The sequence below is a fragment of the Hominenteromicrobium sp. genome (genome assembly GCF_046974225.1).
GTDB lineage: Bacteria > Bacillota > Clostridia > Oscillospirales > Acutalibacteraceae > Hominenteromicrobium > Hominenteromicrobium mulieris.
On the sequence record NZ_JBKWAE010000002.1, the window covers coordinates 181,183 to 193,728 of the forward strand.

General features: G+C 54.4%; 13 protein-coding genes. 8 read left to right on the forward strand and 5 right to left on the reverse strand.

Annotated features, from left to right (window positions below; translation table 11 throughout):
- Positions 1–133: 133 nt before the first annotated feature.
- From rimO to ACLTX1_RS02590, 6 genes are all read left to right on the forward strand, one after another.
- Positions 134–1,456 (forward strand): 30S ribosomal protein S12 methylthiotransferase RimO, encoded by a 1,323-nt coding sequence (gene rimO / locus ACLTX1_RS02565; protein WP_412264920.1) that lies wholly within the window; start codon positions 134–136, stop codon positions 1,454–1,456.
- A gap of 14 nt (positions 1,457–1,470) precedes the next feature.
- Positions 1,471–2,064, forward strand: coding sequence for a CDP-diacylglycerol--glycerol-3-phosphate 3-phosphatidyltransferase (gene pgsA / locus ACLTX1_RS02570; RefSeq protein WP_343284481.1), 594 nt, complete (start codon positions 1,471–1,473; stop codon positions 2,062–2,064).
- A 50-nt stretch (positions 2,065–2,114) separates the two neighbouring features.
- Positions 2,115–3,071 carry an NAD(P)H-dependent glycerol-3-phosphate dehydrogenase gene (locus ACLTX1_RS02575; RefSeq protein ID WP_343284482.1) on the forward strand — a complete coding sequence of 319 codons (957 nt, stop codon included), beginning with the start codon at positions 2,115–2,117 and terminating at the stop codon, positions 3,069–3,071.
- The gene (locus tag ACLTX1_RS02580) at positions 3,061–3,531 is read left to right on the forward strand and encodes a GAF domain-containing protein (RefSeq protein WP_343284483.1); all 471 of its coding nucleotides are present in this window, start codon (positions 3,061–3,063) and stop codon (positions 3,529–3,531) included. The genes ACLTX1_RS02575 and ACLTX1_RS02580 overlap by 11 nt, the downstream gene beginning before the upstream one ends.
- A 69-nt stretch (positions 3,532–3,600) precedes the next feature.
- Positions 3,601–4,125: a nitroreductase family protein gene (locus ACLTX1_RS02585; protein ID WP_308449436.1), complete on the forward strand. Its 525-nt coding sequence runs from the start codon at positions 3,601–3,603 to the stop codon at positions 4,123–4,125.
- Between the two features lie 335 nt (positions 4,126–4,460).
- On the forward strand, positions 4,461–5,843 hold the full coding sequence (locus tag ACLTX1_RS02590) for an MATE family efflux transporter (protein WP_412330414.1): 1,383 nt from the start codon (positions 4,461–4,463) through the stop codon (positions 5,841–5,843).
- A 36-nt stretch (positions 5,844–5,879) separates the two neighbouring features.
- Here ACLTX1_RS02590 and ACLTX1_RS02595 read toward each other — a convergent pair whose 3' ends face one another.
- From ACLTX1_RS02595 to ACLTX1_RS02615, 5 genes are read right to left on the reverse strand one after another with little or no spacing between them, the layout of a single operon-like run.
- Entirely contained in the window at positions 5,880–6,410 is a 531-nt protein-coding gene (locus ACLTX1_RS02595; protein WP_412330415.1) for a histidine phosphatase family protein, read from the reverse strand.
- A gap of 13 nt (positions 6,411–6,423) precedes the next feature.
- On the reverse strand, positions 6,424–7,488 hold the full coding sequence (locus ACLTX1_RS02600; protein ID WP_308449514.1) for a 3-deoxy-7-phosphoheptulonate synthase: 1,065 nt from the start codon (positions 7,486–7,488) through the stop codon (positions 6,424–6,426).
- Complete coding sequence (locus ACLTX1_RS02605) at positions 7,472–7,918, reverse strand: hypothetical protein (protein WP_412330416.1); 447 nt, start codon at positions 7,916–7,918, stop codon at positions 7,472–7,474. Before ACLTX1_RS02605 ends, ACLTX1_RS02600 begins: the two co-directional genes overlap by 17 nt.
- A 14-nt stretch (positions 7,919–7,932) precedes the next feature.
- Positions 7,933–8,655 carry an elongation factor P 5-aminopentanone reductase gene (gene ymfI, locus ACLTX1_RS02610; protein ID WP_412330417.1) on the reverse strand — a complete coding sequence of 241 codons (723 nt, stop codon included), beginning with the start codon at positions 8,653–8,655 and terminating at the stop codon, positions 7,933–7,935.
- Entirely contained in the window at positions 8,652–9,389 is a 738-nt protein-coding gene (locus ACLTX1_RS02615; RefSeq protein WP_412330418.1) for a 16S rRNA (uracil(1498)-N(3))-methyltransferase, read from the reverse strand. The genes ymfI and ACLTX1_RS02615 overlap by 4 nt, the downstream gene beginning before the upstream one ends.
- Before the next feature lie 184 nt (positions 9,390–9,573).
- On the opposite strand from ACLTX1_RS02615, the gene lepA reads away from it, so the two are divergent.
- Both lepA and hemW read left to right on the forward strand, forming a co-directional pair.
- Positions 9,574–11,376, forward strand: coding sequence for a translation elongation factor 4 (lepA, locus tag ACLTX1_RS02620; RefSeq protein ID WP_176819572.1), 1,803 nt, complete (start codon positions 9,574–9,576; stop codon positions 11,374–11,376).
- Complete coding sequence (hemW, locus tag ACLTX1_RS02625) at positions 11,369–12,481, forward strand: radical SAM family heme chaperone HemW (RefSeq protein WP_308449430.1); 1,113 nt, start codon at positions 11,369–11,371, stop codon at positions 12,479–12,481. Before lepA ends, hemW begins: the two co-directional genes overlap by 8 nt.
- Positions 12,482–12,546: the final 65 nt, after the last annotated feature.

A 12,546-nucleotide genomic window follows, 5' to 3' on the forward strand; every position in this document is an offset into this window, starting at 1 on the left:
GTATGATTTTTGTGAACGGGCGGCATTTCGATTGAAAAGCCGCTCGTTTTCTGCTAAAATAGGTAGCGGCAGAACAGAAATTATATAAGGGCATGTCTAAGGCTTGGATATGCACCGAGAAAGGGTTATATACATGGCAATTAAAGTGGGAATGGTCAGCCTTGGCTGTGCCAAAAACCAGGTGGACGGCGAAATGCTGATGGCGAACCTGAAAAACGCGGGCTTTGAGCTGTGCGATGACGCTGCGCTTGCGGACGTTGCAATCGTGAACACCTGCGGCTTTATCGACAGCGCGAAGCAGGAATCCATCGATGAAATTCTGGAGCTTACGACGCTGAAAAAAGAGGGCCGCATCAAGAAGATTGTGGTGACGGGATGTCTTGCGGAGCGCTACCGCGAGGAAATTCACAAAGAGCTGCCCGAGGTGGACGGCGTGTTCGGCATCGGCGCGAACGCGGACATTGCGGCGTGCATTGAAAGTGCAATGAATGATTTTACGGAGAGCTTTCCCGAAAAGAGCAAAATGCCGCTGTGCGGCGAGCGCGAGCTTTCGACCCCGAGCTATTTTGCGTACATCAAGATTGCAGAGGGCTGCGACAACAAATGTACTTACTGCGCGATTCCGATGATCCGCGGCGGCTACCGCAGCCGCACGATGGAGAGCATCGAGGAAGAAGCGCGCGGTCTCGTTGAAAACGGCGCGAAGGAGCTCATCCTCATTGCGCAGGACACGACCCGCTACGGCATTGACCTGTACGGCGAATATTCCCTTGCAAAGCTGATGCGCCGCCTGTGCAAAATTGATGGCCTCAAGTGGCTGCGCGTGCTCTATTGTTACCCGGACGCTTTGACGGATGAGCTTTTGGAGACGATGGCGGAGGAAGAGAAGATTGTGAAGTATATCGATCTGCCGCTGCAGCACGCTTCCGCACGCGTTTTAAAGCGCATGAACCGCACCGGAGACCGTGAGAGCCTGACGGCGCTGATGAAGAAGATCCGCGAGAAGATTCCGGGCGTGACGCTGCGCACAACGCTTATTACGGGTTTCCCGGGCGAGACGGAGGAGGAATTCACCGAGCTTGCGGAATTTGTGAAAGACATTGAATTTGAGCGCCTCGGCTGCTTTGCCTACTCGCAGGAGGAGGGCACGCCGGCGGCTTTGATTCCCGACCAGATCGACGACGAGGTGAAGAACCACCGCGCGGAGATCATCATGGAATCACAGATGAACATTATGGACCGCCTTGGCGAAAAGCAGGTTGGGGGGGACATCACCGTGTTGACGGAGGGCTTTGACCGCTACGCCGAATGCTGGTTCGGCCGCAGCGCCATGGACGCGCCGGACATTGACGGCAAGGTGTTTTTCTCTGCGGAAACGAAGCCGTACTACGGTGAAATGGTAACGGTGCACGTGGACGAGGCCATTGACGGCGACCTGTTCGGTACGCGCGTCTAGACGGGAGAACCGCTATGAATTTACCGAATAAACTGACGATACTGCGCATCATCTTAGTACCGTTTTTTGTGCTTTTCATGCTGCTTTCCGGCGACATATTCCCGCACCACAATTTAGTGGCGCTGGCAATTTTCGGCATTGCGTCGTACACCGACCACTTGGACGGCAAAATCGCGCGGCGCGATCACCTCATCACAAATTTCGGCAAGCTGATGGACCCCTTGGCCGATAAGATCATGGTGATGTCGGCGCTTGTCTGCTTTGTGGCGAACGGCATGACAAACACGGTATTTGTGCTCCTTATTATGGTCCGCGAATTTGCTGTGACGTCCATCCGCCTTATTGCGGTGGAGCAGGGCAGGGTGATTCCGGCGAACAACTGGGGCAAGGCGAAAACCGTGTCGCAGATCGTCGCAATCTGCATCGTGCTGTTGACGCAGTATATTCTCGACCTTGGCGCATACGGCATTTTGGCTTTGCCGACGGAGACGCTTTCTCCGATATTTACATGGGTGAATTTTGTCGTGATGGCGATTGCAACCTTGCTCGCCGTTGTTTCCGGCATCATTTACGCCAAAGACGCAAAAGATTTATTTACAGAGCTGTGATTTGAATTTCGCGCTTACATTACCCCTTTGGAAGGACCTTAGCATTCCCTATGAAAATTACCGTTATCGGCTGCGGCCGTTGGGGCACGTTTATCGCGTGGTACCTCGATAAGATCGGCCACAGTGTTTCCCTTTACGGGCGGAAAAGCTCTGCCCATATGCAAAAGCTCATCGAGACCCGCACAAACGGGCTTGTAGAGCTGCCCGAAACCTTACATTTGACAAATTCTTTGGACGCTGTGAAAGACAGCGACGTGATTGTAATCTCCGTCAACTCGCAGGGCCTGCGCGGCCTGATGCGCGAGCTTCAGCCGTTTGAGCTGAAAAATAAAATTTTCGTGCTGTGCATGAAAGGCGTGGAGATTGAAACCGGCATGCGGCTTTCCCAGGTGTGTGCCGCGGAGTGTGACAGCTCAAACGCGGTCGCCGTTTGGGTTGGACCCGGCCATGTACAGGAGTTTGCGGCCGGTGTGCCGAACTGCATGGTCATTGACAGCGACAGCGAAGACGCAAAAAAGACGCTGGTGGAATCATTCGGCAGCGACCTCATTCGCTTTTACTACGGACAGGACCTCATCGGCAATGAGATCGGTGCGGCGGCGAAGAATGTCGTCGGCATTGCTGCCGGTATGCTGGACGGCCTCGGGCTTTCGACGTTAAAAGGCGCTTTGATGGCGCGCGGCACGCGTGAGATTGCGCGGTTGATTGACGCTTTAGGCGGCAACGAGCTTTCGGCTTACGGGCTTTGTCACCTCGGCGACTACGAAGCGACGCTGTTTTCGCCGTATTCGCACAACCGCATGTTCGGCGAGAAGTTTGTGAAAAACGAGCCGTACACCGATTTGGCGGAGGGCTATTACGCCGTGGACGCGCTTTTGCGCCTTGGCAAGATGGTTTCGGCCGATTTGCCGATTTGCCGCGCGGTATACAATGTGTTGTATAAAGGCGAAAATGCACACGATGAAGTCAACGCTTTGTTTACAAGGAGTATAAAAAATGAGTTTTGAGCTTCAAGGCAGCGGGACGTATGAAGATGTCGTTTTGCAGGCGAAGGCACTCATTGAAGACGAGCCGGAGCTTGTGCCGAACATGGCAAACCTTTCGGCACTGTTGAATCTAACACTGAAAAACATCAACTGGGTGGGCTTTTACACGGTGCAGCCGGACGGCAATTTGCTGTTGGGGCCGTTTCAGGGTAAACCGGCGTGCATCCGCATCAAAGCGGGGCGCGGTGTGTGCGGCACAGCGCTTGCGGAGAAGAAAACGCTGCGCGTAGCGGACGTGCACGCGTTCCCGGGGCATATTGCCTGCGACAGCGCGAGTCGTGCGGAGATTGTGGTGCCGGTGATGAAAGATGGAAAAGTCTATGCTGTTTTGGATGTGGACAGCCCGTTTGAAGATCGTTTTACCGCAGAAGATGAGGCATTTTTAGAGAAAATCGCCGCGCTTTTGGCGGAAAAATTTTGAGTCAATAAGCGGATGACCGCTTAAAAATAAGGGTACATACCCGAAAAATCAAAGAGAGGAAGCGTTTTTATGACGAATGAAGTGATTCAGAACATTTTGACCCGCTGCAGTGTCCGCGCGTATGACGACCGCCCGGTGGAGAGAGAAAAGATCGACACGCTTTTGCAGTGCGCTGTGCATGCACCGAGCGCGATGAACCGCCAGACATGGCATTTTTCTGCTGTTTTAAATCGCGAGAAAATCGCGAAGCTTGCGGTGGCTGTGGGCAAGGCGCTCGGCAACGAGAAGTATGACATGTATAAGCCCGCCGCGCTTATCATTCCGTCGAACGAGCTGATTGGCGACACGGGTATCACGTCCTGGGACAACGCTTGCGCGCTTGAAAATATCTTCCTCGCGGCGCATTCCATGGGGCTTGGTACTGTGTGGATCAACCAGCTTTCTGACACGTGCGACGTGCCTGAGGTGCGCGCCGTTTTGACGGAGTTCGGCGTGCCGGAGAACCACAAGGTATTCGGCATTGCGGCCATCGGTTATGCGGCAGCAGAAACGCCTGTGAAGGAGAAGAAATTCCCCGTTACGTATGTGGAGTAAAGAAAAGTAAAGTGAAAGCGCCTGCAAGGTTTGACCCTGCGGGCGCTTTTTAGTGGCTAAAAAGTTTGCCTTTGTCGTTCCATTCACCGAACAGCTTTCCGGCGGCGGAATTTTCGATGAACCACACGCGAAAAGCTTTGCGTACGGTAGGATTGAAATATACGCGCCGGGAAACGGGTGCGGCTATCTCCTGAGATGTCAAATTAAAATCCTATTTCGTACTTTTATTTTTGTAACCGCTTGAAAAATGGGAGAAAAGGTGTTAGAATGGGCGTATGCGTGTTTGGAGCGCGGTTTAAGAATAGGCGTTATAGGGTATCAAAGGGGGAGGACGTTTGGAAAAAACAAAAAACGGGATCACGGAAGGTGTTATTTGGAAACAGCTTTTGCTTTTCTTCTTTCCGATCTTGATCGGCACTTTTTTTCAGCAGTTGTATAACACGGTTGACACGATCATTGTCGGTCAGTTTGTCGGCACCGAGGCGTTGGCGGCTGTGGGCACGACGGGCACGGTCATCAACCTGCTTGTAGGTTTTTTTGTCGGCGTAGCTTCCGGCGCGACGGTCATTATTTCGCAATATTTCGGCGCAAACGACCGCGAAAATCTTTCTAAATCTGTCCACACGTCCATGGCGCTGGCGGTGGCGGGCGGCGTTGTCATTATGGTCTTCGGCATTGTGACGGCGCGCCCGACAATGCTGGCGATGGGTGTGCCGGACGACATCATGGATGACGCGGTTTTGTACATGAACGTATATTATCTTGGCATCATCGGCAACCTGATTTATAATATCGGCACAGGTGTTCTGCGCGCCATCGGCGACAGCCGTATGCCGCTGTACGTTTTGATTGTGTGCTGCCTTGCAAACGTGGTACTCGATTTATTGTTCGTGGTGGTGTTTCACTGGGATGTGTTCGGTGTAGCGTTTGCGACGATTCTATCGCAGCTGATCAGCGCCGTGCTTTTGATGATCCGCCTGATGGGCACGCAGGAAGCATACCGTGTGGAGCTGCGCAAAATTCGCTTTCACAAGGACATTCTAAAGAATGTGGTCCGCATCGGCTTGCCGGCCGGCTTGCAGTCTGTGATGTATTCATTCTCGAATATCCTCATTCAGGCAAGCATCAACAGCTTTGGCACGACAGCTATCGCGGCTTGGGCGGCCATCGGCAAGATTGACGGCTTTATCTGGATGGTGATGAACGCGTTTGGCATTGCGGTGACGACATTTGCCGGGCAGAACTTCGGCGCACGCCAGTATGACCGCATGAAGCGCTGCACGCGTGTGGGGCTTGGCATGTGCCTTGGCACGATCATCGCGCTTTCCGCGCTGCTGTTTATTTTCCGCTATCAGCTTTTGATGTTCTTTACGGGCGATGCGGAGGTTGTGAATATCGGTGCGCAGTTCTGTTTGGTATTGGCGCCGTCCTACTTTACGTTTGTTTTTATCGAGATTTTGTCCGGCGCGATTCGCGGTGCCGGCGAGGCTTTGCAGCCGATGCTCATCACCTGCATCGGCGTATGCGGTCTGCGCGTAGTGTGGATATTGCTTGTGGTTCCATATTGGCACACGATGCAGATGGTCGCGATGAACTACCCGGTATCATGGGTTATCACGGCGGTGATCTTCGTTATTTATTATTTGCGAGGCAAGTGGCTTGACCGCTGCATCAAACGCGAGCACGACCCGCAGCATGGCACTGCGACGGAAGCGTAAAGCAAAAAGCATCTCGGCTTAGCCGAGATGCTTTTTTTACAGATCAAACTCCATGATGCCGCAGTTTGGAAGCTTGAAGGCGGCGTAGTCGGTGTTTTTGACATCTAAGAAGTAGGTGCGGATCATGCGGCAGATACCGCCGTGGCAGACGAGGAGCGTGGTGGGGCCGTTTTCGGCTTTCAGCTTGTTTAAAAGCGGGTAGAGCCGACCGGCTAAGTCCAGCATGGATTCGCCGCCGGGGTAGCGTACGGCGAACTCGCGCTTATTTGCGTTGAACGTTTCGCCGTCCCAGTCGGTATTTTCGTAGATGCCGTAGTTTTGCTCGATGAGCTGTTGTTCGGTCTCGATGGTATCTATGCCGATCTCGTCTGCGATGAGCCTTGCGGTGTGTTGGGCGCGCAGGAGTGGGGAGGCGATGATGCGCTTGATGCCTTTATCTTGGAGGCTGCGCCCGGCTTCTTTTGCCTGCGCGATGCCTTTTTCGGTGAGGTCGATATTCGTGAGGCCGCAGACGCGGTGTGCAGCGTTCATGGGTGTTTCGCCGTGGCGTGTGATGTACAGTTTCATCTTACAGCTCCCTTTACGCTTTTTCCGCGATGCTGTAAAGCAGCTTTTCGGTGTCTTCCCAGCCGAGGCAGGGGTCTGTGATGGATTTGCCGTGGATCATCTCCGGGCAAATCTTCTGCGCGCCCTCGAAGAGGTAGCTTTCAATCATGACGCCCTTGACGAGCTTGTGTATGGCGGGGTCGTAGGAACGGCTGTGCAGCACTTCGCTGACGATGCGGATCTGCTCTTTGAACTTTTTGCCGGAATTCGAGTGGTTGACATCCACGACGCAGGCGGGATTTTCGAGCCCGCTTTCTTCGTAGAGGGAAGCGAGACGTTTTAAATCCTCGTAGTGGTAGTTCGGGATAGTTGTGCCGTATTTATCAACGCCGCCGCGCAAAATGGCGTGGGCGAGCGGGTTGCCGGTGGTGGTGACATCGCACCCGCGATAGATGAAGTTGTGCGCGCTTTGGGCGGCTTTGATGGAGTTCATCATGACGGCAAGATCGCCGGAGGTAGGGTTTTTCATGCCGGCGGGGATATCCATGGAGCTTGCAGTCAGACGGTGCTGCTGGTTTTCGACCGAGCGCGCGCCGATGGCTTCATAGGACAGAAGGTCATCCAAATAGCTGCGGTTTTCGGGGTACAGCATTTCGTCTGCGCATGTGAGGCCGGTCTCCTCAATGGCGCGCATGTGCATTTTGCGGATGGCGATGATGCCGCCGAGCAGGTCAGGGGCTTTATCGGGGTCCGGCTGGTGCAGCATGCCCTTATAGCCCTCGCCCGTGGTGCGGGGCTTATTGGTGTAGATGCGTGGAATCAGAATGAGGCGGTCTTTCACCTGCTCGTTCACACGGGCAAGGCGACGGGTGTATTCGCAGACGCTTTCTTCGTTATCCGCCGAACAGGGGCCGACGATGACGAGAAATTTATCGGACTCTCCGCGGAACACGGCGGCAATCTCTTTATCGCGCGCGGCTTTGATTTCTTTGATGTGCTCCGGGACGGGAAATTCGGCTTTGAGGGCCGCCGGGTTCGGCAGCTCTTTGTTAATGGTCATGGACATAGGGGTGCTCCTTTGATTACTCGAGTTCTGTATTTTGCGCTAAATAGCGGGCGATGGCTTCGTCGCTGTACGAGAGCAGATGCCCGTAACGCACGGCGATTTGGCGGCGGTTTTCGCCCGTATAGTTGTTTTCGGCGATGAGGGTTTGTTTATCGTGTTGAATGCTCAAAAATTCTTTAAGGTCACGGTCTTCGCGGTAGAAAACGATGTTTTGCTTGTCGCGGTTCAACGAGACCGGGAAAAGGTCGGTGATGAGCGGTTCTTTTAAATAATACGCTTTGCAGCCGTACTTTCGGGCGACTGCTTCACACGCGGGGAGAAAATCTGCGCCGAGTGCGTTTTGAAGTTCGTCTTCTGTGAACGGGTGGCTGAGCGCGATGCGCTTTACGCCGGCACGGACAACCTCGCAGAATGCCTCGCACACACCGAGTGCGAAGGAATAAGCATCGATTTGTTTGGACATGGTAAATCTTCTCCTTAACGCCAGCCGCCCGAAATGACGAGCGTTTCACCGGTGATGTACGGGCTTTCGGCTAAAAATCTGACGCCTGCGGCGACCTCTGCCGGGGTGCCTGCGCGCCCGAGGGGAATCTCCTCGCACAGCGCTTTTTTCTCGTCTTCGGACAAATGGGCGTTCATTTTGGTATCGATATAGCCGGGTGCGACGGCATTGACGGTGATGTTCGACGGGGCGAGCTCCAAGGCCAGTGCGCGGGTGAGCCCGAGCATACCGGCCTTGGCGGCGGAATATGCGACTTCCATTGCCGCGCCGCTCACGCCCCAAATGGACGAGACATTGACGATAGCGCCGGATTTTTGGCGGATCATGGAGCGGGACGCGCATTGAGAGAGGTAAACGGCGGAGGACAGATTCGTGTCGCACAAAGTTTTCCACTGTGCGGGCGTCATGGTGTCGAAAAAATCGACGAGCGAGATGCCGGCGGCGTTGACGAGAACGTCAATATGCCCGAGTTTTTTTTCGGTGTCCGCCCACACGCGCTCGCATGCGGCGGGATCGGAAAGGTCGCCGCAGACGGGATAGGCTTCGATGCCGTTTGATTTGAAAGTTTCGGCAAGTTGATTTACATTTTCAATGTGCTTTGCGCCGTGGAGCACGAGGGCGTAACCTGCGGCGGCGAATTCTTTTGCGATGGCAGCGCCGATCTCACCCGACGCGCCGGTGACTAAAACTGTTTTCATTGCATATTCCCCGTGATGTACATTAAAACGGAAAGCGCCGCAAGCGGTGCGGTTTCAGTTCTTAAAATGCGTGGGCCGAGCGTGGCGGGTGTAGCGCCGTATTGTTTAGCGAGCTGCACTTCGGCAGCGTCAAAGCCGCCCTCCGGGCCGATGAAGACGGAAACTTCGGCCTCATTGGGGGAGACGAGCGCGCCGAGTGCTTCGCCGCCGCCTTCGTAGAATAAAATCTTTTTGCCGGGTGCGGTTTTGAGCGCGGACTCTAAATCGGTCATTTTACCGATTTCCGGGATGATGCCGCGGCCGCTCTGCTTTGCGGCTTCAAGCGCGATACGCTGCAAACGCTCTTGTTTTTTTGAAACGGATTTTGCATCCGGCCGGGAAACGCTGCGGGAAGTCAAAACGGGCACAATCTTCGTGACGCCGAGCTCTACGGCTTTTTGCGTGATGGGCTCCAGTTTATCGGCCTTCGGCATACCGGGGTACAGCGTGACGCGCAGGGTGGGCTCGCTTCTGTTTTTAAACTTATCGGTAAGGCGCACCATGACGGTATCGCCCGTGATGCTTTCAATTTCGCCTGTGTAGTCGGTGCCGGCACCGTCCGAAAGCGTGAGGGCGTCGCCCGTGTGCATGCGCAGGGAGCGGGCGATGTGGCGGCCGTCTTCACCGTCTATGACGGCAGAGCCTACGGACGCGGCTTCGTCAAACTGCACGGCAGATGTAAAAAATCTCGGCATATCGGTTCTCCTTATGGAACCACGTATACGCGTGGTTTTGTCTTTTCTATGATACCACGTTTAGGCAGAAAAGCGCAAGGTGTGAAGCACCTTAAAATGCGGACTTTTTCAAAAGCAGTCATTGCGCAAACGCCGTGAAAATGCTATACTTAACTATGTATACTTCTAAAGAGGAGAATCACGCTTGGAACAGAGTAAAATTCGCAATTTCAGCATCATTGCACATATTGACCACGGCAAAAGCACGCTTGCCGACCGCATTTTGGAGCAGACCGAGGCGGTCGCGAAGCGCGACATGGAAGACCAGATCCTCGACAACATGGATCTGGAGCGCGAGCGCGGCATCACCATCAAGGCGCATGCTGTGACGCTCGTCTACCGCGCGAACGACGGTGAGGCATATACGTTCAACCTTATCGATACCCCGGGTCACGTGGACTTTAACTACGAGGTTTCCCGCTCACTTGCGGCCTGTGAGGGCGCGGTGCTGGTGGTGGACGCTTCTCAGGGCATTGAGGCGCAGACGCTTGCAAACACGTACCTTGCGGTGGACGCAGGCCTTGAGGTCGTACCGGTATTGAACAAGATCGATCTGATTTCCGCGGACCCGGACAAGGTTGCGGCGGAGATTGAGGACGTCATCGGTATTCCGGCAGAGGACGCGCCGCGCATCAGCGCGAAAACGGGCCTCAACATCAAAGCCGTTATGGAGAAAATCGTGACGGATATTCCCGCACCGCAGGGCGACCCGGACATGCCGCTGCGCGCACTGATTTTCGACTCCTACTATGACGCATACCGCGGCGTTATCGCGTATGTGCGTATTAAAGAGGGGACGGTGCACCCCGGTGACACCATCCGCATGATGGCGGTGGGCAGTGAGTTCACCGTGGTGGAGTGCGGCATTCTGCGCGCGACGTCTTTGGAGCCCGCAAAGAGCCTTTCCGCGGGCGAAGTCGGCTACATTACGGCATCGATCAAAAACGTGCGCGAGGCGCGCGTGGGCGACACCATTACGCTGGCGGACAGACCGGCGGCAGAGCCGCTGCCCGGCTACCGTGCGGTGCAGCCGATGGTTTTCTGTGGCGTGTACCCGGCAGACGGTGCACACTATGCAGACCTTAGAGATGCGCTCGAAAAATTGCAGCTGAACGACGCGGCGCTGACGTTTGAGCCGGAGACCTCCGTGGCGCTCGGCTTCGGCTTCCGCTGCGGCTTTTTGGGACTGCTGCACATGGAGATCATTCAGGAGCGTCTGGAGAGAGAATATAACCTTGACCTCATCACAACCGCGCCGAGCGTTGTGTACCACATTACAAAGACGGACGGCACAAAGCTTTCCATCGATAACCCGACGAATTACCCTGATCCCTCGCACATTGCACTGGCGGAGGAGCCGATTGCGAACGCGCACATTTACTCCCCGACAGAATTTGTGGGTAACATCATGGAGCTTTGTCAGGACAGACGCGGCATTTTCAAGGATATGAAATACATTGACACCGACCGTGTGGATATTCACTACGAGCTGCCGCTCAATGAAATTATCTACGATTTCTTCGACGCGCTGAAATCCCGCACGCGCGGCTATGCGTCGTTTGACTATGAGCTCATCGGCTACCGCAAGAGCGAGCTTGTGAAGCTGGATATTATGCTGAACGGCGAAGTGGTGGACGCGCTTTCATTTATCATCCACGCGGAAAAGGCGTACCCGCGCGCCCGCAAGATGGTGGAAAAGCTGAAGGAGAAAATTCCGCGCCAGTTGTTTGAGGTGCCGGTGCAGGCGTGCATCGGCGGCAAGATCATCGCGCGTGAGACCGTTAAAGCGATGCGCAAGGACGTTTTGGCGAAGTGCTACGGCGGTGACATCACCCGTAAAAAGAAGCTGCTGGAAAAACAGAAGGAAGGCAAGAAGCGCATGCGCCAGCTGGGCACGGTAGAAGTACCGCAGGAGGCGTTTATGGCGGTTCTGAAGCTCGATGAATAAACCGTTTTCGCTGTATATCCACATTCCGTTTTGCAAAAGCAAGTGCCCGTATTGCGATTTCTACTCCGCGCGGCCGGAAGAAGACGACGTATTTGACCGCTATTTAGCGGCGCTGTGTGCGCGGCTTGCAGTGTACGGTGAAAAATACGGCGAACGGCTGCTGCATACGGTATATTTTGGCGGCGGCACGCCGAGTGTGTTCGGTGCGAAAAGACTGTGCCGCGTGCTCGAAAAAGTGAAAGAGCAGTTTAATGTTGCCGAAAACGCGGAAATCACGACGGAGTGCAACCCGGCGGATGTAGACGTTTCATTTTTTGAAACGCTGAAACGCGGCGGGTTCAACCGTATTTCAATGGGTATGCAGTCCGCAAACGAGGCGGAATTGAAAATTCTCGGCCGCAGGCACACGGCGGAAACCGTGCGGGAAGCGGTGGAAGCGGCGAGAGAAGCGAGCATCGACAATGTTTCGGTCGATTTGATGCTCGGCCTGCCGAACTCGAACTTGGAGACACTGAAAAGCTCGATCGATTTTTGCGCGGCACTCGAGGCCGACCATGTTTCCGCGTATATTTTAAAGATAGAGCCCGGTACGCCGTTTGCAAAGCAAGAGCTTAATCTGCCCGATGAAGACGGCACGGCAGACCAGTATTTGTTTGCCGTAAACGAGCTTAAAAAGCACGGGTACGCCCAGTATGAGATCAGCAATTTTGCGCGGCCGGGCAAAGAGAGCCGACACAATTTGCAGTATTGGCGGTGCGGGGAATATTTGGGACTCGGTCCCGCGGCGCACTCCTTTATGGAGGGCAGGCGATTTTATTTCCCACGCGATTTAGAGGGCTTTTTAAACGGCAATGTGCCCACAGACGACGGCGCGGGCGGCGGTTTTTCGGAGTTTGCGATGCTGTCGCTTCGGCTGACCGAGGGGCTGCAAAGAAAGATTTGCGAGACACGATTTGAAAACGGCGGTGCGCTGTTTGACGGGGTTCTGGAAGGTTGTAAGCACTTGCCGAAAAATCTGATACATGCAGATTACGAGCGAATTTCGCTGACCGCGGAAGGCTTTTTGGTCTCCAACGCGATTTTGGCGGAAATTTTGCCGGGATAAAGAAAATTCTCCTTTGGCTGCGGAGCCGAGGGAGAATTTTTTCTATGCTTATTTACTTTTCTTTT